Origin of the sequence: Sorangium sp. So ce448, assembly GCF_051520915.1 — a bacterium.
Taxonomy (GTDB): Bacteria; Myxococcota_A; Polyangia; order Polyangiales; family Polyangiaceae; genus Sorangium; species Sorangium cellulosum_B.
On record NZ_CP150343.1, the window covers coordinates 938666 to 961979 of the forward strand.

The 23314-nt window shown below is 71.2% G+C and carries 16 protein-coding genes; 12 read left to right on the top strand and 4 right to left on the bottom strand.

Features of this window, described 5'->3' with window-relative positions; genetic code table 11:
* Positions 1 to 4 precede the first annotated feature (4 nt).
* The 4 genes from WMF45_RS03490 to WMF45_RS03505 all read right to left on the bottom strand — a co-directional run bounded on the left by WMF45_RS03490 (position 5) and on the right by WMF45_RS03505 (position 3538).
* Complete coding sequence (locus tag WMF45_RS03490; RefSeq protein WP_437590801.1) at positions 5 to 832, bottom strand: electron transfer flavoprotein subunit beta/FixA family protein; 828 nt, start codon at positions 830 to 832, stop codon at positions 5 to 7.
* A 626-nt stretch (positions 833 to 1458) separates the two neighbouring features.
* Positions 1459 to 2274: a hypothetical protein gene (locus WMF45_RS03495; protein ID WP_437715545.1), complete on the bottom strand. Its 816-nt coding sequence runs from the start codon at positions 2272 to 2274 to the stop codon at positions 1459 to 1461.
* A 266-nt stretch (positions 2275 to 2540) separates the two neighbouring features.
* On the bottom strand, positions 2541 to 3179 hold the full coding sequence (locus WMF45_RS03500; protein ID WP_437549435.1) for a sigma-70 family RNA polymerase sigma factor: 639 nt from the start codon (positions 3177 to 3179) through the stop codon (positions 2541 to 2543).
* 50 nt (positions 3180 to 3229) lie between these two features.
* Positions 3230 to 3538: a hypothetical protein gene (locus WMF45_RS03505; RefSeq protein WP_437715546.1), complete on the bottom strand. Its 309-nt coding sequence runs from the start codon at positions 3536 to 3538 to the stop codon at positions 3230 to 3232.
* Positions 3539 to 3870: 332 nt separating this feature from the next.
* Between WMF45_RS03505 and WMF45_RS03510 the strand changes: the two genes are divergently transcribed.
* The 12 genes from WMF45_RS03510 to WMF45_RS03565 all read left to right on the top strand — a co-directional run bounded on the left by WMF45_RS03510 (position 3871) and on the right by WMF45_RS03565 (position 23043).
* Complete coding sequence (locus WMF45_RS03510; protein WP_437715547.1) at positions 3871 to 5058, top strand: serine/threonine-protein kinase; 1188 nt, start codon at positions 3871 to 3873, stop codon at positions 5056 to 5058.
* Positions 5058 to 7622 carry a protein kinase domain-containing protein gene (locus WMF45_RS03515; RefSeq protein WP_437715548.1) on the top strand — a complete coding sequence of 855 codons (2565 nt, stop codon included), beginning with the start codon at positions 5058 to 5060 and terminating at the stop codon, positions 7620 to 7622. Before WMF45_RS03510 ends, WMF45_RS03515 begins: the two co-directional genes overlap by 1 nt.
* Before the next feature lie 29 nt (positions 7623 to 7651).
* Positions 7652 to 8737 (top strand): hypothetical protein, encoded by a 1086-nt coding sequence (locus WMF45_RS03520; RefSeq protein ID WP_437715549.1) that lies wholly within the window; start codon positions 7652 to 7654, stop codon positions 8735 to 8737.
* Positions 8738 to 8751: 14 nt separating this feature from the next.
* Entirely contained in the window at positions 8752 to 9861 is a 1110-nt protein-coding gene (locus WMF45_RS03525) for a PEGA domain-containing protein (RefSeq protein WP_437715550.1), read from the top strand.
* A gap of 32 nt (positions 9862 to 9893) precedes the next feature.
* Positions 9894 to 11459 (top strand): hypothetical protein, encoded by a 1566-nt coding sequence (locus WMF45_RS03530; protein ID WP_437715551.1) that lies wholly within the window; start codon positions 9894 to 9896, stop codon positions 11457 to 11459.
* A 541-nt stretch (positions 11460 to 12000) separates the two neighbouring features.
* The gene (locus tag WMF45_RS03535) at positions 12001 to 12960 is read left to right on the top strand and encodes a PEGA domain-containing protein (protein WP_437715552.1); all 960 of its coding nucleotides are present in this window, start codon (positions 12001 to 12003) and stop codon (positions 12958 to 12960) included.
* A gap of 28 nt (positions 12961 to 12988) precedes the next feature.
* Entirely contained in the window at positions 12989 to 14566 is a 1578-nt protein-coding gene (locus WMF45_RS03540; RefSeq protein WP_437715553.1) for a hypothetical protein, read from the top strand.
* 1174 nt (positions 14567 to 15740) lie between these two features.
* On the top strand, positions 15741 to 16181 hold the full coding sequence (locus WMF45_RS03545) for a PP2C family protein-serine/threonine phosphatase (RefSeq protein ID WP_437715554.1): 441 nt from the start codon (positions 15741 to 15743) through the stop codon (positions 16179 to 16181).
* A gap of 219 nt (positions 16182 to 16400) precedes the next feature.
* A complete protein-coding gene (locus WMF45_RS03550; RefSeq protein WP_437719485.1) occupies positions 16401 to 19106 on the top strand; it encodes a protein kinase domain-containing protein in 2706 nt (901 codons plus the stop codon).
* Positions 19107 to 19130: 24 nt separating this feature from the next.
* Positions 19131 to 20339, top strand: a complete 1209-nt coding sequence (locus WMF45_RS03555; RefSeq protein ID WP_437715555.1) for a hypothetical protein — start codon at positions 19131 to 19133, stop codon at positions 20337 to 20339.
* A gap of 41 nt (positions 20340 to 20380) precedes the next feature.
* A complete protein-coding gene (locus WMF45_RS03560; protein ID WP_437715556.1) occupies positions 20381 to 21454 on the top strand; it encodes a PEGA domain-containing protein in 1074 nt (357 codons plus the stop codon).
* Between the two features lie 53 nt (positions 21455 to 21507).
* Entirely contained in the window at positions 21508 to 23043 is a 1536-nt protein-coding gene (locus WMF45_RS03565; protein ID WP_437715557.1) for a hypothetical protein, read from the top strand.
* The last annotated feature ends 271 nt before the right edge of the window (positions 23044 to 23314 follow it).

Genomic DNA, 23314 nt, shown 5'->3' on the forward strand with positions numbered 1-23314 from the left:
CCCGTCAGATGGCCTTCGCCTCGTTCTTGAGGCGCGAGACGAGCTCGCTGACGTCCTTCACCTTGATGCCCGCCTTGCGCGCGGGGGGCGGCTGGAACGCGCTGTACTGGACCTTGAGCGCCTGGTCCGCGGCGAGGTCGGCGAGCTTCACCTCGGCGAGGGGCTTCTTCTTGGCGGCCATGATCGCGGGGAGCGCCGCGAAGCGGACGCCGTCGTTGTACTTGAACGCGGGCGCCGTCTTCTGGGAGTAGACGCTGGTCGGCGCGACGATGCGCAGGTCGACGGTGACGACGGCCGGCAGGCGCACGCGGAGGGTGGAGACGCCGCCGTCGACCTCGCGGCCGACGAGGAGCGCGCCCTTCTCTTCCTTGATGGTCGCGGCGAACGTGGCGAGCGGCCAGTCGAGCAGCTCGGCGAGGATCTGGCCGACCTGGTTGGAGTCGCCGTCGACGGCCTGCTTGCCCATGACCACGACGTCGGGCTTCTCGCGCTCGACGAGCGTCTTGAGGGCGCGGGCCACGAGATCGCCGTCGAGCTTGTCGTCGGTGACGTCGACCCGGATGGCCTTGTCGGCGCCGGTGGCGAGCGCGGCGCGGAGCGTCTGCTCGGTCTCCTTCGGTCCGAAGGTGACGACGACGACCTCGCCCGCCCGCGTCTTCGGCGCCTTGCCGTCCTCGGTCAGGCGGAGCGCCGCTTCGAGCGCGTACTCATCGAACGGGTTCGGCTTCCACTCGAGCCCGGTCGTCTCGATTTTGTCCCCGGAAGCGGGGATCTTCACCTTGTTCGCGTTATCCGGATCGGCGACGCGCTTGAGCGGAACGAGGATCTTCACGGCTCGGTGGCTCCTGTTGCTGTGTGGTAACGCAGAGCGTAGTCCGCCTCGGCAAGGACGCGCCACACCTGCGGCAGCCGGGCCGGCGGCCCCATGCGTGGACCCGGCGCGCGCGGCTGAAACAGCACGCCCGAGGCGGAGGGAGCCGGTCATGGCAGCGCCGACGTGGTGCGTCAAGCAGACGCGACGGCCTAGTCGAAGGCGCGAGCCATTGTGAGGGGTCTCGCGGAGCGGGAGAGGCGAGGTGATCCATGGTGAGAGGGTGGCGGAAGACTGGCGCAACGGCTGCGATCCGTTGCGAGGGCCCGGCGGAGGGGGGCTCGTAACGGATCGAGTCCATCACGAGGGCCCGCCGGAGGGGGCTCGTGACGGATTGAGTCCATCACGAGGGCCTGCCGGAGGGGGCTCGTGACGGATCGAGTCGATCACGAGGGCCCGGCGGAGGGGGCTCGTGACGGATCGAGTCGATCGCGAGGGCCCGGCGGAGGGGGCTCGTAACGGATCGAGTCGATCACGAGGGCCCGGCGGAGGGGGCTCGTAACGGATCGAGTCGATCACGAGGGCCTGTCGGAGGGGGCTCGTAACGGATCGAGTCGATCACGAGGGCCTGCCGGAGGGGTTGCCCGTCAATCCATGTCGGCCGCCGGGGCTTCGTCGTCGATCGCTGGCTGGTCGGCGTCGGGCGGCGCGCCGCCTTCCACGTCGGTCTCGTCCTTGCCGCTCGCGCGCCGACGCTCGGCCTTGGCCGCCTCCCGCTGGAGCGGCGCGAGCAGCCGGCGCGCCGTCTCCTCATCGGCCCCCTCGAGCTCCAGCATCTGGAGGACGCTGCGCACCACCTTGATCCAGCGGTTGCGCGCCCGGAGCTGCCCGCCGCGCGGGTCGGCCCCATCCGGCCGCTCCTGCGCATGCAGGTGGATCCGCTGCGCGTCGAGCTTGCCGAGCTCGTCGCCCGCGGCAAACCACGCCTGCACCGCCTTGAGCAGGTTGCCCCCCGGCGTCGGCAGCGCCCTGAGCGCCGCCTTGGACTCCGGCGTCAGCCGGTCGCGCGCGAGCTTCACCTCGCCCGCCTCATCGCTGTAGCTCGCCCCGATGAACCTGAGCCCATCCGCGAAGAGCTGATCGCGGATCTCGAGGTAGATCGCCGCGTCCTCGGCATCGTCGGCCAGATCGGCGAAGCCGGTGAGCACCGCATGGGCGCCGCGGGCCTTGCGATCATGGATCTGATCGGTCGCGACCAGCTTCTGCTGGATCTCGGAGATCTGGTCGTCCGCCTTCTTCTGCCGCCGGTGCGACTTCAAGACGCCTTCGTGCGCCTCCTCGATATCGTCGATGAGCGGGGCACACCGCTTCAACGACGCGAGGCGAGGCCTTTCGCGCTCCGGATCGAGCCAGGCGCCGGTGATCTGGACCATTTGACGAGGAGAGAGGTCTTTGAGGGCCATGGTGCCTCCTTGGTTGTCCTCCGGCGACGCGCCGGGGAATGCACCATCCGTCACGCTCCCAGGCAGGATGGGCGTTGTAAATGCTCTTTTGCGCGGCGCGAGATTTCGAGTCGGTCCAGTGCGCGTCCGGGAGGGGCGCCGCGGCGCGATTACCGCTCAATTACGGCTAATTCGCGGCTCGAGAGGGGCTCGGGGGGGAGGACGGTGTTATCGCCTGTAATTGCCTTTTGCGCCGGAAGCGCGGGTGGTCCGGCGCTGAGGTCCCTTCAGGCCCCTTCGCTCGGCGGCGGCTCCTCGACGTGGCTCGTCTGCAGATCGCCCCGAAGGCGTTTCCGCAGCTGTTCGTCCATGCGGGTCGCGTACTTCTCGTGGACGCCGAGCGCCGCGGCGACCTGGGCCCACGAGAGCTCCTGCCAGTACCGCAGCTCGATGAGGCGCGCCTCCCGTTCGTCGAGGCCGCGGAGCGCCCCGGCGAGCGCCTCGAAGGCGCGCGTGCGCGCGAGCGCGTCTTCCGGGTGCGCCCTGAGCCGTTCGCCCGTGTCCCCCACGAAGCGGGTGAAGGCGAGCGTCCGGCAATGGGCCATGAGCTGGCCCGACGCGTCGTCGTCGTCGTCGCTGAACGGATCGCTTGTGTCGCGCATCGACTCGGCCGCGTCGAGCGCGGCGGCGGCGCCGGCGCGACGGATCGGTGCGTCGCGGGTCAGCTGCCGCATCACGGCGCCGGCGACCCGCTTCCAGGCATAGATGCCGAGGGGGACGCCGCGCGTTTCATCGAACCCGAGCCCGGCTTCCAGGAGGGCCTGATAGGCAGTCTGCTCGCAGTCCTCGATGCCCTGGCGCGTCCGCACGCCGTAGATCCGCGCGGTCGCCCTGGCGACGCGGCGAGCGAGGGGGAGCGCCGCCATGATGCGCTCCCGCGGAGGGTGAGGTGAAGGAGGAGGACGCCGGTCCCTGATCAATGCCGTCCGCCGGAGGTCCCGTCGTCGGGCGCCGCCGCCTCCTTGCTCGCGCCCTCGCCCTCGCGGGCCATCGCGCCGCTCCCGGCCGGGACGTAGCCCTTCGCCCGCAAGCGAGCGTGGAGCGGCGCCGCCGCCGGGTGGGTCGTGATGAAGACCGTGAGATACCTGCGGTAATCCTCGAGCTCCTCGGGGGAGAGCACCCCGAGGTACGGGCCGAGCGCGTCGGCGAGACAGGCCTCCACGATGGGATCGGCGTCGCCGGGCGGCTCCAGGTCGTCGTGCTGGTCGGAAGCGTCGTGCGTCATGGGGACCTCGCGCAGGGGGGGCCCGCGTGCGTGCGGCGCCCGTTCCTTCTCCTAAATCACTGCCGGGTGGCCCGTTCAGACAAGGAAAGCGACACGCCGGGATCGATTTGTCGCGCCCCGCTCCCGGAGGCGCGCCGGCGCCGGGCGGGGGTGCGGGGGCAGGGGGAGGGCCGGACCCTGCGCCGGAGCGCCGGGGGGGCGCCGCGGCCATGGCCGTGAGGGCTGGTAACAGCTTGAATTGACGTCGTTCTTCAGGAATCGACATCGCCGGTGCATTTTCTTTGTCTGAACCGGCGCCCTGGTCGTGATTTCCATCTCAGGAGACCTCGCTGGTGGAACGCGGCACCTCAGACGGCTCAGGGCGCTCGGGCGGTGCCTGGGATGTGCTGGAAGGCACACCTTACCGGGCGGTCCGGGTGCTCGGGCGCGGGGGTATGGGGGAAGTCGTCGAGGCGGAGCACCGCGCGCTCCGGAAGCGGGTCGTGGTGAAGCTGGTCCGCCGCGCGCTGGCGCACGATCCGCGGTTCACGGACCGGCTGCAGGTGGAGGCGCGGGCGCTGGCGGCGGTGTCGTCGCCGCACGTGGTGTCGGTCCTCGATCTGGGGCAGACGCCGTCGGGGCGCCCGTATTTCGTGATGGAGCGGCTCGAAGGGCGGACCCTGGCGGAGGAGCTCCAGCGGCGCGGTCCGCTGCCGGTGGTCGAGGCGATCGATCTGGTGCGGCAGGTGCTGGCGGGGCTCGCGGCGGCGCACCGGGTGGGGCTCGTGCACCGCGACGTGAAGCTCGACAACGTGTTCCTGTGCGCGCCGGGGGCGGCGGCGCCGGGCGGCGCCCGGGTCGCGAAGGTGCTCGACTTCGGCGTCGCGAAGGTGCTCGACGGCGCCCTGGCCGGCGCGGCGCCGGGGGCGCCGCCTGCGGTGGACGGGCCGGCGTATCCGACCGACGCCGGACTGCTGGTGGGGACGCCACGGACGGCTTCGCCGGAGCAGGCGCGGTGCCAGCCTGTGGATGCGCGGGCGGATGTGTATGCGGTGGGGCTGCTGATGTATACGCTGGTCGTGGGGCACGGTCCGTTCGCCCATGTCGAGGACGCGCTGGCGCTGCTGCGCGCGCACGTCGTGGAGACGCCGGCGCCACCGTCGCGGTACGCGGCGCAGCGGCTCCCGGCAGCGCTGGACCGTGCGGTGCTGAAGGCGCTGGCGAAGCGGCCGGAGGAGCGGTTCCAGAGCGCGGAGGCGTTCGGGGAGGAGCTGGGGCGGATCGGCGCGGAGCTCGCGGAGGAAGACGGGAGCGGGAGAGCGCCGCGGAGGCCGGAGGCGGAGGCGGGGTGGGGGCCGCAGAGCAGGGCGTGGTTCGAGGCGAGGCCGGAGGGCACGAGCGGGGCCGGGGTGGCGGGCGTGGCGGTCGAGGCGGGAGAGGCGCCGGTGGACGCGCGGCTGTTCGCGGGGCTGACGCTCGCGAGCACGGTGGTGTTCTCGGCGATCGCGGCGCTGGTGCTGCGCGGGATGGGGGTGTGGTGATGGCGCGGGAGGCGCTGAAGGCCGGGGACGTGTTCCTTGACTACCGGATCACGGAGGTGATCGACGCGGGTGGTATGGGAGAGGTGTACAAGGCAGTGGAGGACTACTCGGAGGATGTGGTGGCGATCAAGTGCATGCTGCCACGGCACCTGAAGAGAGAGGACTTCGCGCGTCGGTTCCGGCAGGAGTGCAAGTTCTATCCGAAGCTGAAGCACCCGAACATCGTGAGGATGAAGAAGGCGGGTGTGTCGCCGGATCACGTGGCGTACATCGTGATGGATTACCTCGAGGGCAGGACGCTGAGGAAGCTGCTGAACAAGGCGTACCGTCTCGATTTCTTGAGCGCGATGCACGTGATGCTGCAGGTGGCGGACGCGATGACGTTCGTGCACTCGAAGGGGATATGGCACCGCGACCTGAAGCCGGAGAACATCATGGTGGGGACGAAGGCGGACGCGAAAGGGCACGTGTGGCTGCTCGACTTCGGGATAGCGAAGTTCGCGGACGGCGGGATGAACACCGATGATCTGCCGGATGTGGGGACGGTGAGGTACATCTCTCCGGAGCAGGTGAAGATGCTGTACACGAGCTCGAGGAAGGCCGAGCGGGTGGAGCGGGCGAGGCCTGACGGGCGTACGGACATCTACGCGTTCGGAGCGATATTTTATGAGGTGCTGACGGGGAAGCACCTGTTCCTGGACGACAGCGAGCCGGCGACGGCGGAGGAGACGCTGACAGGGCACCTGGTGGCGGCGCCGGAGCCTGTGCACGAGATCGTGCCGGATTGCCCGGAGTTCGTGTGGCCGGTGGTGGCGAGGTGCATCGCGATCGACCGGGAAGAGCGGTATCCGAGGTTCGACGACGTGGCGCGGGACCTGCGAGGGCTCTTGAGAGAGACGGTGCCGGCGGGGCACGTGCTGGCGCAGCGGCTGGCGCGGGAGCGGATGGAGGCGGAGCGTCAGGCGGCGTTCGCGGGGGTGGCGCTGGAGGACAGCGCGCCGGTGGAAGAGGAGAGGGGCGCGGCGGGCGAGGAGGAGACGGAGGAGGCGCGCGGGAAGACCGTGGAGGGCGGGATGGGGCGAGGCGGCGCGGCGGCGGAGGCGGGAGAGGAGGAGAAGGAGAGGGGAGAGAGGCGAGGGAGGCGGGTGGTGCACGGGGAGACGGCGCCGCTGGAGCAGTTCGTGGCGCCGGCGAGCGCGCTGCCGTTCGCGCCTGCGTCGAGGGTGCCGCGGGGGCGTGGGGTGGGGCATACGGAGCCGCTGCCGGCGCTGAAGCCGCTCGAGTCGACGGCGAAGCTGTCCGGGGCGTGGGCGGAGCGGATGGCGCAGCGGACGGGGCCGCCGCCGCTGCCGCAGGCGGGAGCGCAGGGGTATGGGGTGCCGCCGCCGAGGGCGGCGGAGGTGAGGGCGGAGAGCTACGCGGTGCCGCCGCCGAGGGCGGCGGAGGTGAGGGCGGAGAGCTACGCGGTACCGCCGCCGAGGGCGGCGATGGAGCCGCAGTACGTAGCGCCGTCGCAGCCGTCGTGGAGAGAGACGCACCGAGCGGCGGTGCCGTCGCGGCCGGAGGTCGAGCCGCCGTACGTGACGCCGCAGTACGTAGCGCCGCCGCCGTTGCCGGTGACGGGGCCGCAGGCGGTGGCGTCGTCGCCGTATCCTGCGATGGCGCAGCAGCCAGCGGTGGCGTCGTCGCCGTATCCTGCGATGGCGCAGCAGCCAGCGGTGGCGTCGCCGCCGTATCCTGCGATGGCGCAGCAGCCAGCGGTGGCGTCGCCGCCGTATCCTGCGATGGCGCAGCAGTCAGCGATGGTGGTGCCGTCGCGGCCGGAAGCAGTGGCACCGTACGTGAAGCCGCCGGCGGCGCTGATGGAGATGCAGCGAGCGGCATCGGCGTCGCAGCCGGCCGCGCAGCCGGTCGCGGCGCGGCCGGTGGCGCCGAGCTCGGTGACGGCGCCGAGCGCGGGACCGGTGGAGGCATTGAGGAAAGAGACGCCGACCACGCCGGCGCCGGCGGCGCTGCTGACGCAGCCGCGGCGGGCGCCGAAAGCGTACGTGCTGGCACCGCTGGTGGCGCTGGCGCTGACGCTGGGGGGCGTGGGGGTGGTGCTAGGGCTGCGCTCGGCGCGCGACACCGGGCCGGCAGTGGTGACGGGAGAGCCGGCGGCAACGGCGGCGCCGGTGGAGAGCGCGACGGCGAGCGCGGCGCCGCCGGCCGAGGCGGTGCCGCCGGCCGAGGCGGTGCCGGTGGCGGCGCCGCCGACCGAGGCGGTGGAGGCCGAAGCAGCGGAGAAGGCACGGTCAGCAGCGGAGGCCGAGGCGCCTGCTCCCAAGGAGCAAGCGGCGGCGGTGAAGGCAGAGCCGGCAAAGGCAGCGTCTGTGAAAGCGGCGCCGGCGGAGACGGAGGACGACGAGGACATCTACCCGATGCCGAAGCGTCAGAAGCCGTCGTTTCTGAGGGTGATCGAGGAGCGGAAGAAGGCGGCGCCTGCGAAGCCGGCCGCGCCTGCGAAGCAACAGGGCGCGAAGCCAGCCGGGCCGTGCGCCACGGCGGGGTGCAGGCCGTTCTAGTGTGTGGTCGCTGAGGAGAGAGGTCTTCGATGGGCAGCAACAAGGACAGCGACGACATCCGGCAGTACCTTCCGGATCTGGAGAGCATCCGGCGCGAGGCGGATCCGGAGGTGGCGGAGCGGAAGCTGCGGCAGGCGCAGAACAACCCGGAGCTGGACCGCGCGCTGACGGAGATGCAGCAGCAGAAGCCGACGGGGCAGCCGCTGTTCCAGTTCCCCGTGGTGCCTGCGCTGGCCAAGGAGCGAACGGGGCCTCCGCCGCTGCCGGTGCAGGCGGCGCCGCCGCCGTATCCCGCGCAAGCGGGACCGCCGCCGTTTCCGGGGACGGCGCAGCAGCCGACAGGACCGCAGGTGACGGCGGCGCATCAGCAGGGCGCGGCGGCGCAGCACGGGGTGGCGCCGGTGCAGCACGGCGCGGCGGCGGCGCAACACGGTGTGACGATGACGCAGCGAGTGCCGGTGCATCCGCAGGGCGCGCCGGCGCAACACGGTGTGACGATGACGCAGCGAGTGCCGGTGTTCGGGGGCGCGGCGGCGCCGCAGCGCGCGCCGGTGCATCCGCAGAGCGCGCCGGTGCAGCAGCCGGGAGCGATGGCGCCGAGCCAGTGGGCGGATCGAGCGCTGCCGCCGATCGACAAGGCGCTGCTGCCGTCGTCGTTGCTGCCGGTGACGCCGCCGCCGGTCGCGGTGCCGAAGGTGCCGGTCGCCACGGAGTCGACGGGAAAGCGCCGGCAGTGGATGCCGACGTGGCTGATAGTGGTGCTGGCGGTGATCGCGGTGAGCAGCCCGTTCGTGCTGGCGAGGATCCTGGGGCGAGAGGAGCCGCCGAAAGAGCAGGAGCCCGCGCTGCCGCCGAGCGGTGCGCCGGCGCCGAGCACGCAGGCGCCGCCGGCGGCCTCGGAGCTGCTGGCGCCAGTGGTGCCGGGACCGGAGGAGGCGGTCGAGCCAAGCCTCGACGACACCGCGACGGCGAGCCAACCGCCAGCGCCGCCGGCGCCGCCAGCGCCGGTGTCGCCTGTGCCTGCGCGGCCGACGCGTGTGGTGCCGCAGCGACCGCAGACTCCGGCCGCGCCGGCACCCACGGAGCGGCCACAAGACGAAGGATGGATGGAGTGAGACCGCGTGGAGCCATGATGATGACCAGCCGATCGCTTGCTGTAGTGCTGACCGTTGCGACCTTGATGGCCGACCCTGACATCGCTGCCGCGCAGCCGGCGCCGCCGGCCGCGCCAGGGGCGGCGCCTGCCAGCGCCGCCGACGCGACGAAGCGCGCCGAGGCGCTCGTCGACAAAGCGAAGTCGCTCTATCTGGAGCGCAAGTACCAAGAGGCCGAGGAGGCGCTGCTGGTGGCGTGGGAGCTGAACCCGACGTTCGACGTGGCGTACAACCTCGGAAACACGGAGTACCAGCTGAAGAAGCACAAGGACGCAGCGAAGTACCTGTCGTTCGCGCTGAGGAACTGGCCGCTGCTGAAGGGTGTGGCGAAGCTGAAGCCGAACGCGGAGAAGTGGCTGGCGGAGTCGCGAGCGCAGGTGGGTGCGCTCAAGGTGTCGGTCACCGTGGCGGGAGCGGAAGTGCTTGTGGACGGCAAGAGCGTGGGGCGGGCGCCGCTGGAAGGGGAGGTGTTCGTCGACCCCGGCGAGCACCGAGTGGAGGCGAAGCATCTGGACTACGAGCCGGCGAGCCAGACGGTGGGCGTGGCGAAGGGAGGGACGGCGGAGGTGAAGCTGGCGATTACGCCGGTGAATGTCGCCCCGCAGGCGTTGGCGGGCGTGAAGACGGAGGGGGGGGCGAGCGCGGCGGGGGCGGGGGCCGGTGGGCCGGCGGTGGCGCAGCCGCCGACGCCGGTAGAGCCGCCGCCGGGGAAGGACTGGGTGCCGGTGATCGCGCTGGGCGCGGCGAGCGCGGTGGGGCTGGGCGTGGGGATCGGGACGACGGTGGCGTCGAACAACGCGAGCGGGGATGCCCACACGCAGAGCACCGCGATCATTGAGGCCGGTGCGCAGTGCGTGAGGCCTGAAGCGTCGTGGGTCGGGTCATGCGAAAAGGTGCGGAGCGACGCATCGCGTGCCGACACATTGGGGAACGTTGCTCGGGTCGCATACATCGCTTCGGGCGTGCTCGCGATCGGTGCAGTGACTTATGCGCTTTGGCCGAAGTCGAAGCGCACGGAGCCGACCCTTGTTCTGCCCGTGGTGCACTCGAGTGGTGCGGGCTTGGCCGTGATGGGGGCTTGGTGATGGACTTCCGAAAGGCAAAGCACGTGCGGAACATGCGCAAAGCGCTCGGCGGGTTGACGTTCGTCTTGGCGGTAGGGGGGTGCGATAGCTTCTGGAGCCACCTCGCGGACGACTGCGAACTCCTGGTTACGTGCGGTCATTTCTATCCATCAGGCACCGGAGGCAGCGTGCCGAACCCGGTATGCGAGGCTGATCCGACGCAGAACGCGAGCACGGTGACAGACGAGTGCGCGGTGTTCGCGAGCGCGACGGCGGAAGCGGGAGGAGACGGGACGAAGGCGAAGCCGTACGCGTCGCTCGGGGAGGCGGTGGCGAACGCGAACGGCAAGCGAGTGCTGGCGTGCACGAGCGGTGCGTTCGCGGAGAGCGTGACGATTGGGGCCAAGGTCGAGGTTATCGGCGGCTTCGACTGTGGGGCAGAGTGGACGTGGAGTGAGGAGGCGCGGAGCGCGATCGAGGGGCCTGCGGGCGCGGTGGCGCTTACGATGACGGAAGCCGCGAGCGGGGCGAAGGTGAGGAGCTTCGCGGTTCGCGCGGCGAGCGCGATGGAGCCGGGCGGGTCGTCGATCGGCGTGGCGGTGGCGGACATCGAGGCGGAACTGGCGCAGGTGGATGTGACGGCGGGCGATGGGATGGCCGGTGCGAGTGGTGAGACTCCGACGGAGGCGCCGCAGGCGGGGGCTAGCGCACCGGCAGAGCTGTCGAATGCGTGCAATACCGTTGTCTTCGGCGGCGAGCCCGGTGTGACGACGTGTGAGGACGGTGAGACGCGCGGCGGCGTCGGTGGACTCGGCGGGATGACCGGTACCGACGAGGGTAACGGACAGAAGGGGGCGGATGGCGCGCCGTTGCCGGAGCCGAACGCCGACGCGTCCGGGCTCGGCGGCACGGGGCAGACGGACCCGGACGGTGACTGCAAGCCCGGCACAGTCGGGAAGAGCGGAACTCGCGGCATGGCTGGCGTGGCCAGCAGTGACATGACGCTGACGCTGGCCGGAATCGAGGGTGGCGACGGCGGCATCGGCATGCCTGGAACGCGTGGTCAAGGGGGAGGTGGCGGCGGGGGCGCGAAAGCAGGGCTGTTCTGCGGGCCCTCAGCGAACCCGATGGTCGGTCCTGGCGCCAGCGCCGGCGGCGGTGGCGCCGGCGGTTGTGGTGGAAAGGGCGGGGGGGGTGGCAAGGCGGGCGGGTCGAGCATCGGGATCGTGAGTCTCGGGACGAAGCTGGTGCTGACCGACGTCACCGTTGCGGTGGGCAAGGCGGGCAAGGGCGGAGATGGAGTCGCCGGACAGAGCGGGGCCAACGGTGGGGCTGGTGCCTCCGGTGGAGCAGCATCGGGGGTGTCACCCTCCATCCCGGGCTGCAAAGGCGGCGACGGCGGCCGAGGTGGAGCTGGTGGTCCCGGTGCAGGCGGCCGAGGCGGTCATGCGGTGGGGCTTGCGTACGCGGTGGCGCCGGGAGCGGCGGTAACGCTGGCGAACTTCGTGGCGGGCACAGCGGGCGAGGGTGGTCTCGGGGGTCCTGGCGGCATCGCGGGCGACCTGGGGAGAGTGGGCGAGTGCTGGGACTTTGCGGGCAATGCGAGCTGCGACCAGTGAAGGTCGACGACGGTTGAGACGGAGTGAGAATTGGGGCGGGCTGAAGGTAATGCGGACGAGCGCGGCGCCCCGTGAGCAGCTGAGCTGAAGGAGGAGACAAGAAATGGTTGGACGCACCCCGCGCCGGGGTGGTAGGGACTCTTTTGTCGCGGAGACGCGGCACGGTGGGCTGCCCGGCGCTGAAAACTTCACCACCCTGGAGTGGATCGCAAGAGGCGCAGGCGGAGGGACCGGTGATCTGCTGACTGCTTCTGCGTCGGGCCGAAAACCCGGATACCATCCTACGGTCGCTGAAGGCAGCCCGGCAGCAGATCGCTTTTGCGCGGCGGGGGAGCCGCGAGGCGCGAGGGGGCGGACGCGCCGCTGCGCTGGACGCGGAGTGGCCGTCGCGACCGAGATCCCGCGCGTAGCGCGGGGCAAGGGAGGGGCGGACCGCGCGCAGGCCCGCAGGGCCGAGCACGGGCCGGGGGTGGGCATCTATCTTGTCGCTGCTCTTCTGTGCTGCGCGCCAGCGGGTGCTGCGTGGGGCGAAGAGATCGGGGTGTCGTCTGCCACGGCGTCAGACCCGTATTTCGAAGCGGAGCTTGAGTCTGCGTGGGAGCTGAACCCGACGTTCGACGTGGCGTACAACCTCGGGAACACGAAGTACCAGCTGAAGAAGCATAAGGAAGCAGCGAGGTACCTGTCGTTCGCGCTGAGGAACTGGCCGCTCCTGAAGGCGGTGGCGAAGCTGAAGCCGAGAGCGGAGCAGTGGCTGGCGGAGTCGCGAGCGCAGGTGGGTGCGCTCAAGGTGTCGGTCACCGTAGCGGGAGCGGAAGTGCTGGTGGACGGCAAGAGCGTGGGGCGGGCGCCGCTGGAAGGGGAGGTGTTCGTCGACCCCGGCGAGCACCGAGTGGAGGCGACGCATCTGGACTACGAGCCGGCGAGCCAGACGGTGGGCGTGGCGAAGGGAGGGACGGCGGAGGTGAAGCTGGCGATTACGCCGGTGAAGGCCGCGCCGCAGGCGTCGGCGGGCGTGAAGACGGAGGGGGGGGCGAACGCGTCGTTCGCGGGGGCCGGTGGGCCGGTGACGGGGCAGCCGCCTGCGGGCCCGGTGGAGCCGCAGCCGCCGCCGAAGAAGAACTGGGTGCCGGTGATCGCGCTGGGCGCGGCGAGCGCGGTGGGGCTCGGCGTGGGAATCGCGATGACGGTGGCGTCCAGTAACGCGCGGAGCGACGCGGATGCGCAGCGTGCTGCGATCCTATCGCAGGGGCCTGGGTGCGTTCACGCGCCGAGCAATGTTGCGAGTGCGTGCAGCTCGTTCGACGAGAGAGCGGGGCGAGCTGAAACGTTCGGTACTGGAGCCGTCGTGGCCTATGCGGCGTCTGGTGCGCTGGCCGCAGGTGCGTTGGTCTATGCGCTGTGGCCTCGCTCGTCTGCATCGAGCAGCGCGGTGGGTGTGCTGCCGACGGCTTGGGTAGCGCAGGGAGAGCGAGGTCTGGGAGTCGTTGGTGTGTGGTGAGCGGCGACGGTAAGGAAAGGATGCGAACGTGAGAAGACTTAGTGGCATCACGGCTGGCACCCTCTGCGCGGTGCTTGCGGCCGTCGGGTGCGACGCGCTGTCGATCGGCCTGACCAGCGACCCTGACTACATGCTGAAGGGCCCACAACACGACTGGCTCCAAGCAGCGGGCGGCGGACCGCCGAACCCCGCATGCGAGGCGGACCCGACGCAGGACGCGAGCACGGTGACGGACGAGTGCGCGGTGTTCGTGAGCGCGACGGCGGAACCAGGGGGAGACGGGACGAAGGCGAAGCCGTACGCGTCGCTCGTGGAGGCGGTGGCGAACGCGGGGAACAAGCGGGTGCTCGCGTGCGTGAGCGGAGCGTTCGCGGAGAGCGTGAGGATCGAGGCGGCTGTCGAGGTAATCGGGGGCTTCGACTGCGACGCGGGATGGGCGTGGAGCGAAGATGCGCGGAGCGCGATCGAGGGGCCAGCGGATGAGGTAGCGTTGACGCTGTCGGAGGCCGCGAGCGGGGCGAAGGTGACGAGCTTCGCAATCCGCGCGGCGAGCGCGACGGAGCCGGGCGGCTCGTCGATCGCGGTGCTGGTGGACGGAGCGACGGCTGAGCTGGCGCGGTGCGAGCTGGTCGCGGGGAACGGAGCGGAGGGTGCCGAGGGAGAGGATGCGCCGAGCGAGGCGCCGGCGCAGGCGTCGCCTGGGAATGCCGGAACGAACGCGTGTAGCGATGTTGATGGCACGCCGGGGCCAGACACAACGCTATCCGGTGGCGCCCAAGTGGTCAACGAGTGCAGCGGGGGGCTGTCGATCGGCGGTGGTGGTGGTGATGGAAATGTGCTGAATGGCACCGGCGGAGATATCGGAACGCCAGTGAGCGCAGGAAATGGATCTGGCGGACTCGGAGAGAGTGACGACGGCTGGAACTGCAATGTCGGCGGCACAAATGGTGGCGCTGGTGTTGGTGACAACGGCGCTCGCGGCGACGTCGGCGTCGCCGCGAGCGGTCTCGGCACGCTGGGCTCGTTGGGCTACGTGGGCGTGAGCGGCGGCGCCGGAGGAGCGGGCAAGCCAGGTCAGGGCGGAGGAGGCGGCGGCGGCGCGAAGGGCGGCACGGCGATCTGCCCGGGCGCGATGCCAGGCGCAGGAGCGAGCGGAGGCAGTGGAGGCCCTGGTGGTTGCGGCGGGCTACCCGGCCAAGGCGGCGGAGCTGGCGGCGCGAGCATCGCGCTGGCGAGCGTGGACGGGAAGGTGACGCTGAAGGACTGCGTGCTGAAGGCGGGCGAAGGAGGCAAGGGAGGCGCGGGCGGCGACCTCCAGCCGGGTGGGCTTGGTGGTGTCGGCGGAACTGGCGGCACGGGCGTAGGCGGCTCGAAGGCTGCGTGCGATGGCGGGAAGGGAGGCCAGGGAGGCAACGGCGGTCCAGGAGGAGGAGGCCTCGGCGGGCCGTCGCTCGCGATCGCATACCGCGGCGAGGCGGTGAAGCAGGAAGGGCAGACGATGCTGCAACCGGGCACGCCGGGGGCCGGGGGGCCCGGCGGCAGCAACGACGTGTTGGAGAACGCTGGCGCGGCAGGCACGGCGGCGGCGGAGCAGGAGTTTCCGTGAGCGAGCGGTGAGATAGCGGGCGGCGTCGTTGATGGCGTCGCCCGCGTCGCCGCGAAGCGCGGTGGAAGGAGGGCTGGCGATCGCGAGAAGCGCAATCGAAGGGGAGAGGTGTGCCCCGCAGGTGAGGTGCCCGGCGGCGAGCAGAGTCTGGTGGACCGCTACTACCGGCGAGCGGGGGAGAAAGTGAGGAGACCGTACGATTTTGTGACAATCTCGCTTGATTGAGCGTAAGTGGGCGAGAAACATCGATTTCTGGACGAAAACGCTTGGCGAGCTCTTTCGTGGCCGGCAGTATACGCGCCGCGCGAGCCCAAGGAGCGCCCTGTCGATGCGCCGGAAGTCCAGCGGAAACGATGTCCCTCCCTGGGGAAGACGCCCCAGCCTGAGCGCGAGGGGGGAGTGGGAGCGGCTGTGGGTACGGCGGCTCGGTCTCGAGGACGTCGAGTGGGATCCGGAGGAGTCCTGCGAGCACTGCATCGAGAAGAGAGCGGCTCGGGAAGCGGTGATGGCGGCGCTTGCATTACGGTCGGGGAACCGACCGAAGCTGCGGCTGAGCTATGGGACGATCCCATCCAGGACGGGTGGGCGAATGAAGCGGAGCAGGCGCCATTGCAGACGGCTGCTGCTGAAGCTGGTGCGACTGGCGCGGCTTGAGCGCGAGGACGTTTGAGCGCTTGACCGAGAGGCCCCGTCACGAGCGGCCGGTTCGAGCGAGCAGCCGTTGACGGCCCAGGCGTGCTGAGGGCGCACGGCGGCGGCGCCGTGTGCTGGGCGACAGAGTAGAAACTGGCGCACCGCGGGTGTGGTGCGCCCTGACTCGGCTCGTCCTTGCGACGAGCGTGCGAGGTGGACGATGGTGTGTCCAACGCTCGCCATCGAGGCGGGGGCGGATGCCCCCGTGTCGAGGCGTCGTGCGAGCAACGAGGGGCGCTCTGGTGAGCTGCCCTGTCTGGGGCTGTTCCTGGTCACGGGTGGATTCGGCGGAGAGGTTGTCTCCCGTACTGCTGTTGAGGTGGTACACGCATGCTTGGAAGGTAGTGCGGAAGGAGGGTGGGCTGGTGAGATGACTGCGCCGCAGTGTCGGGACGAAGTGCGACTCATGATGAGTCCTCGTCGAACCTATCCTTGCCGCCCCGAGGGCGATCGCCCGGAGCCGGGCCGGAGCGGCGCGCCGGTGAGCTTCGCCGGTGTGCTGCTCGCGCCTGGGGCGGTGTACATCGCCTACGTCGGCGAGATGCGCATCTATCGATTCCGTGGCGGCAGGTTGGAGGAGCGAACGCGTGATCTCGTGGCGCTTGAGGGTGGCGTGTCGGATGGAGCCGTCTCGCCGGATGCGCTGGCCATGCTGGTGCAACATGCAAAGGCGGCGCCGCGCGCGCTCGGTTGCGAGGCGGCGGTGGAGATGAAGACCCAGGTCGAGAGCACGGAGCCGGGCGACGTCTTCCTCGTGTGCTCGGGCGGCCTCTGGAGTGCTGTGGCCGAGCGCCGGATCACCGGCATCCTCGCGGCGCACCGCGAGCTGCGCCTCGCGGCCAGCCTGCTGGTCGACTGCGCTGATGAGAACGGCGAGCCCCAGCACGTGACGTGCATTCTGGCGCGGGTTGCCGATGCCTGACGGATCTGAAGGTTAGAACTCCTTAGGAGGAGCGGTGCATAAGTCCTGGAGGGCGGTGAGGCTATGGCGGGGCGACCCCTCCCGTCCCGCGCGTAGCGCGGGACTTGGGAGGGGCGGGCGGCGCGCAGGCGCGAAGCGCCGAGCACCGACCGGGGGTGGGCATCAGATCTCCCTTCTTCTTCTTCTTCTCGTTATCTCGCTCGTCCTGGGGGTGTGGTGATGGCGCGGGAGGCGCTGAAGGCCGGGGACGTGTTCCTTGACTACCGGATCACGGAGGTGATCGACGCGGGTGGGATGGGTGAAGTGTACAAGGCGGTGGAGGACTACTCGGACGACGTGGTGGCGATCAAGTGCATGCTGCCACGGCACCTGAAGAGAGAGGACTTCGCGCGTCGGTTCCGGCAGGAGTGCAAGTTCTATCCGAAGCTGAAGCACCCGAACATCGTGAGGATGAAGAAGGCGGGTGTGTCGCCGGATCACGTGGCGTACATCGTGATGGATTACCTCGAGGGGAGGACGCTGAGGAAGCTGCTGAACAAGGCGTACCGTCTGGACTTCCTGAGCGCGATGCACGTGATGCTGCAGGTGGCGGACGCGATGACGTTCGTGCACTCGAAGGGGATATGGCACCGTGACCTGAAGCCCGAGAACATCATGGTGGGGACGAAGGCGGACGCGAAAGGGCACGTGTGGCTGCTCGACTTCGGGATAGCGAAGTTCGCGGACGGCGGGATGAACACCGATGATCTGCCGGACGTGGGGACGGTGAGGTACATCTCTCCGGAGCAGGTGAAGATGCTGTACACGAGCTCGAGGAAGGCCGAGCGGGTGGAGCGGGCGAGGCCTGACGGGCGTACGGACATCTACGCGTTCGGCGCGATCTTCTACGAGGTGCTGACGGGGAAGCACCTGTTCCTGGACGACAGCGAGCCAGCGACGGCGGAGGAGACGTTGACGGGGCACCTTGTGGCGGCGCCGGAGCCAGTGCACGAGATCGTGCCGGATTGCCCCGAGTTCCTGTGGCCTGTGGTGGCGAGGTGCATCGCGATCGACCGGGAAGAGCGGTATCCGAGGTTCGATGACGTGGCGAGGGACCTGCGGGGGCTGTTGAGGGACACGGTGCCTGCCGGGCACGTGCTGGCGCAGCGGCTGGCGCGGGAGCGGATGGAGGCGGAGCGGCAGGCGGCGTTCGCGGGGGTGGCGCTGGAGGACAGCGCGCCGGTGGAGGGAGAGGCGGAGACGGAGGAGGCGCGGCAGGAGGGCGGGATGGAGCGAGCGGGCGCGGAGGGCGAGAAGCGGGCGCGGCGGGTGGTGCACGGGGAGACGGCGCCGCTGGAGCAGTTCGTGGCGCCGGCGAGCGCGCTGCCGTTCGCGCCGGCGTCGCGTGTGCCGCGGGGGCGGGGGGTGGGGCACACGGAGCCGCTGCCCGCGCTGAAGCCGCTGGAGTCGACGGCGAAGCTGTCGGGGAAGTGGGCGGAGCAGATGGCGCAGGCGCGCGCGGTGCCGCCGCCGCTGCCGCAGGGCGGGGCGCCAGGGGTTGCGGGGGCGCCGCCGGTGCCGGCGGAGGTAAGGGCGGGGAGCTATGCGGGGCTGCCGCCGATGGCGGAGATGAGGGTGGAGGGGTACTCGGGGCCGCTGCCGGTGCGGCCGATGGAGGCGCAGTACGGGGCGGGGCCGCAGGTGTCGCAGCCGTTGCAGTACGCCGCGGCGGTGCAGGCGTCGCAGCCGTTGCAGTACGCCGCGGCGGTGCAGGCGTCGCAGCCGTTGCAGTACGCCGCGGCGGCGCAGGCGTCGCAGCCGTTGCAGTACGCCGCGGCGGCGCAGGCGTCGCAGCCCTTGCAGTACGCTGCGGCGGTGCAGGCGTCGTGGAGCGAGGCGCAGCGAGCGGCGGCGCCGTCGCGGCCGGAGCTGGAGCCGCCGTACGTGACGCCGCACTCGGTGGATGTGCCGCCGCACCGAGCGGTGCCGCCGCCGCTGCCGGTGACGGGGGCGCAGCGAGCGGTGCCGCCGCCGCTGCCGGGGACGGGGCCGCAGGCAGCGGCGCCGCCGCCGTTGCCGGTGACGGGGCCGCAGGCAGCGGCGCCGTACGCGACGCCGCCGCTGGCGCTGATGGAAACGCAGCGAGCGGTGTCGGTGCAGCTGCCGATTGCAGCGGCTGCGCCGTTGCCGCTGCCGGTGCCGAGCTCGGTGACGGCGCCGAGCGCCGGCGCAGCGGCGTCGCTGCGGAGCGAGGCGCCGAGGACACCGGTGGCCGTGGTGGCGCAGCCGCGCCGGAGGAGGACGAGCGCGTACGTGCTGGCGCCGGTGGCGGCGCTGGCGCTCACGCTGGCAGGCGTGGGCGTGACGCTGTGGATGCGAGCGGCGCGCGACGCCGCGCCGGTGCCGGTGTCAGGGGAACCGGCGGCACCGGTCGAGAGCGCGGCGCCGACGGCGGCCGCGGCTGCACCGACGGCAGCTGCGGTGGCGCCGACGGCGGCCGCGGCGGCGCCGGCGGTGGCTGCGCCTGCACCCGAGGCGAGCTCCGCGGCAGCTGCGCCGGCGCCGGAGGCGGCAGCGAACGCCGCCGCAGCGAACGCGGCCGCAGCGAACGCGGCCGCAGCGAGCGCTGCCGACGTGGCGGCGGAAGGCGCGGCGACGGAGAAGGGCCGGACGGCTGCGGCGATCGAGGCAACTTCTTCCGGGAAGGCCGAGGCGCCTTCTCCTGCTTCCGGGGAGCAGCCGGCAGCGAAGGCGCCGCCCGCGGCGAAGGCAGCGGCTGTCGAGGCGGCGGACGATGAGGACTTCTACCCGATGCCGAAGCGTCAGAAGCCGTCGTTTCTGAGGGTGATCGAGGAGCGGAAGAAGGCGGCGCCGGCGAAGGCTGCGGCGCCGGCGCAACAAGGGGGCGCGAAGCCGTGCCCGTCGGCGGGGTGCAGGCCGTTCTAGTCGCTGAGGAGAGAGGTCTTCGAGATGGGCAGCAACAAGGACAGCGACGACATCCGGCAGTACCTGCCGGACCTCGAGAGCATCCGGCGCGAGGCGGATCCGGAAGTGGCGGAGCGGAAGCTGCGGCAGGCGCAGAACAACCCGGAGCTGGACCGCGCGCTGTCCGAGATGCAGCAGCAGAAGCCGACGGGACAGCCGCTGTTCCAGTTCCCGGTGGTGCCTGCGGTGGCCAAGGAGCGAACAGGACCGCCGCCGATGCCGGTGCAAGCGGTGCCGCCGCCGTTTCCGGTGCAAGGGAGGCCGCCGATGCCGGCGCACGGGGGGCCGCCGCCGATGCCGGTGCAAGGGGGGCCGATGCCGGTGCAAGGGGGGCCGCCGCCGTTTTCGGCGACGGCGCCGCAGCAGGCAGTGCCGCACGGGGCGGTGGCGCATCAGCAGGTGCATCCGCACGGGGCGGCGGCGCTGCCGGGAGCGGCGGTGCCGCATCAGGGCGCGATGGCAACGCCGCGTGCGCCGGTGGCGCACCAGGGCGCGACGCCTCCGCAGCGCGTGCCGGTGCACGGCGCGCCGATGCAGCAGGGAGCGCTGGTGACGCAGCGTGTGCCGGTGTTCGGGGGCGCGGCGGCTCCGGAGCGCGCACCGGCGCAGCAGCAGAGCGCACCGGCGCAGCAGCAGGGGGCGCCGGCGCCGAGCCAGTGGGCGGACCGAGGGCTGCCGCCGATCGATAAGTCGCTGTTGCCGTCGTCGTTGCTGCCGGTGACGCCGCCGCCCGTCGCCGTCTCGAAGGAGCCTGTCGTCACGCCGGCGACCGGGCAGCGGCGGCAGTGGATGCCGACGTGGCTGATGGTGGTGCTGGCGATCATCGCGGTGAGCAGCCCGTTCGTGCTGTCGATGATCCTGAAGCGAGCTGCTCCGCCGAAAGAGCAGGAGCCCGCGCTGCCGCCGAGCGGGGCGCCGGTGCAGAGCGCGACGGCGCCGCCGGCGGTCTCGGATCTCTTGCCGCCGGCAGCGCCGGCACCGCCGGAGGCGGTCGAGCCGAGCCTCGACGACACCGCGCCGCCGAGCGAGCCGCCCGTGCCCCCGCTGGAGGCCATCGCACCGCAGGTGCCGCCGCCGCAGGCGCCCGCGCGGCCGGTGCGCCCTGCGCCGCACCGACCGCTGACGCCGACGCCGACGCCGGCGGCGCCTGCGCCCACCCCCGAGAAACAGCTCGCCGATGACGTGATGGAGTGAACCCGCGTGGAGCCATGATGATGAACTGCCGAAGCCTTGCCGTGTTGTTCACTGCCGCGACCGTGATGGCCGCTGCCGATGTCGCCAGCGCGCAGCCTGCCGCGCCGCAGGAAGCGCCCGCCGGCGCCAACGCCAGCGGTGGCGACGCGGTGACGCGCGCCGATGCGTTCTTTCGACAAGGGCTGCGCCTCTACTCGGACAAGAAGTACGTGGAGGCGGAGAAGGAGCTCGAGTCGGCGTGGGAGCTGAACCCGACGTTCGACGTGGCGTACAACCTCGGGAACACGAAGTACCAGCTGAAGAAGCACCGGGAAGCAGCGCAGCACCTGTCGTTCGCGCTGAGGAACTGGCCGCTTGTGAAGACGGTGGCGAAGCTGAAGCCGACGGCGGAGCAGCGGTTCGCGGAGTCGCGAGCACAGGTGGGCGCGGTGGCGGTGACGGTGGGTGTCGCCGGAGCGGAAGTGCTTGTGGATGGCAAGGCGGTGGGGCGAGCGCCACTGGAAGGAGAGGTGTTCGTGGAGCCAGGCGAGCACCAGGTGGAGGCGAGGCAGGTGGGGTATGCGCCGGCGAGCCAGACGGTGACGGTGGCGAAGGGAGCGACGGCGGCGGTGACGCTGGCGCTGGCGGCGGCGAAGAGCGAGGGGGCGACGGAGGGGGGCGGGAGCGCGGGGGCGAGAGGGCCGGTGGCGGGGCCGCCGGTGGTGCCGGTGGAGCCGCTGCCGCCGCCGCTGAAGAGGAACTGGGTGCCGGTGATCGCGCTGGGGGCGGCGAGCGCTGTGGGGCTCGGCGTGGGGATCGGGATGACCGTGGCGAGGAACGGCGCAGGCGATGATGCGCGTGCCAAACGCGACGAAATTCTGGGCGCTGGAGGAGAATGCGCGACGCCCTCGGATGGGTTCGTCAGGCCATGTGAAGAGCTTCAGAGCATCGGCGCCAGGGGCGAGACGTTGGGCAACGCAGCACGCGTGGCTTACATCGCTTCGGGCGCGCTGGCGGTTGCTGCGGTGACATATGCGCTGTGGCCTCGATCGAGGAAGGCAGCAACGGAGCGAGTTCGCGCACTGCCAAGGGTGCAAACAGGCAACGTGGGCATCGATGTGGTGGGTGTGTGGTGAGCTCAAACAAGGAAGCGACGACCATGGGCAGAAGGTATTGGATCGTAGGAACCTTGGGGCTTCTCACGGCGATTTGCGGCTGCAGCGAGTTCTGGGACCACATGGCGGACGACTGCGAGCTGATGCTGACGTGCGACCATTTTGCGTCCGCAGGCGCAGCCGGCGGTGGCCCGAACCCCGGGTGCGAGGCGGATCCGACGGAGGACGCGAGCACGGTGAGGGACGAGTGCGCGGTATTCGTGAGCGCGACGGCGGAGTCCGGGGGAGACGGGACGAAGGCGAAGCCGTACGCGTCGCTGAGCGAGGCGGTTGCGAAAGCGGGGAACAAGCGGGTGCTTGCGTGTGCGAGCGGAGCGTTTGTGGAGAGCGTGACGATCGATGCCGGGGTGGAGGTGATTGGGGGCTTCGACTGCGCGGCGGAGTGGAGGTGGAGCGAGGAGGCACGGAGCGGGATCGAGGGGCCTGCGGGCGCCGTGGCGCTGACGCTTGGCGAGGGCGCAAGCGGGGCGAAGGTAAGGAGCTTCGCGGTGAGCGCGGCGAATGCGGAGGCGATGGGTGGGTCGTCGATCGGCGTTGCGGTGGCGGACGTCGATGCGGAACTGGCGCAGGTGGACGTGACCGCGGGCGATGGGATAGCTGGCGCGAACGGCGAGCCGCCGACGGAGGCGCCGCAGGCGGGAGCGAGCGCGTCGGCGGAGGTGTCGAAGGCATGCGAGACCGTCTACGGCGGCGAGCCCGGGGTGACGATGTGCGAGGACGGCGAGACGCAAGGGGGTAAGGGGGGGCTCGGCGGGACCACCGATACCGACGAGAGCAACGGGCAGAAAGGCGCGGATGGCGCGCCGTTGCCGGACCCGAACCCAGACGAGTACGGGATCGGTGGCGCTGGGCAGGCCGACGCCAACTGCAGGCGCGGAGAAGATGGTTTTCCCGGCACTGACGGCGAGACCGGTGAGGCCGGGGGCGGCACGGAGTTGACTCTGGCTGGCATCGCCGGAGGCGACGGCGGTGACGGTAGAACGGGGAAGAAAGGTCAAGGGGGAGGTGGCGGCGGAGGCGCGAAAGCAGGGCTGTTCTGCGGGCCCTCAGCGAATCCGATCGCTGGCCCTGGCGCCAGCGGCGGAGGCGGTGGCGCCGGTGGTTGCGGCGGCAAGGGCGGCCGAGGCGGGAAGGCGGGCGGGTCGAGCGTCGGAATCCTCAGCCTGGGGACGAAGCTTGTGCTGACCGACGTCACCGTCACGGTCGGCAAGGCGGGCAAGGGGGGCAATGGCGTAGCCGGACAGAGCGGTGCGGATGGTGGCGTTGGCGCTGCCGGCGGAGCCGCGTCGGGAACTTCGCCCTCAACCCGGGGCTGCGATGGCGGCCGAGGCGGTCAAGGCGGAGCTGGCGGCCCCGGCGCCGGTGGTCGAGGCGGCCATGCTGTGGGCATCGCATATGCGTCGCCGCCGGGCGCTGCGGCGACGCTGTCGAACTTCATGGCAGGAACAGCGGGAGAGGGCGGTGGCACGGCGCCGACGGGAAACGCCGGCGAGGTGGGCGTGAGCGGAGAATGTTGGGACTTCGCGGGCAATGCGAGCTGCGGCCAGTGAAGTTAGCCCCGTGGCGAGATCGATTGAGAATTTCAGAGAGCTGAACGGAATGCCTACGTGTGACTGACAAGCGCGGTGCTCCGTGATCAGCTGAGCTGAAGGAGGAGACAAGAAATGGTTGGACGCACCCCGCGCCGGGGTGGTAGGGACTCTTTTGTCGCGGAGACGCGGCGCGGTGGGCTGCCCGGCGCTGAAAACTTCACCACCCTGGCGTGGATCGCAAGAGGCGCGGGCGGAGGGACCGAAGATCTGCTGAGTGCTTCTGCGTCGG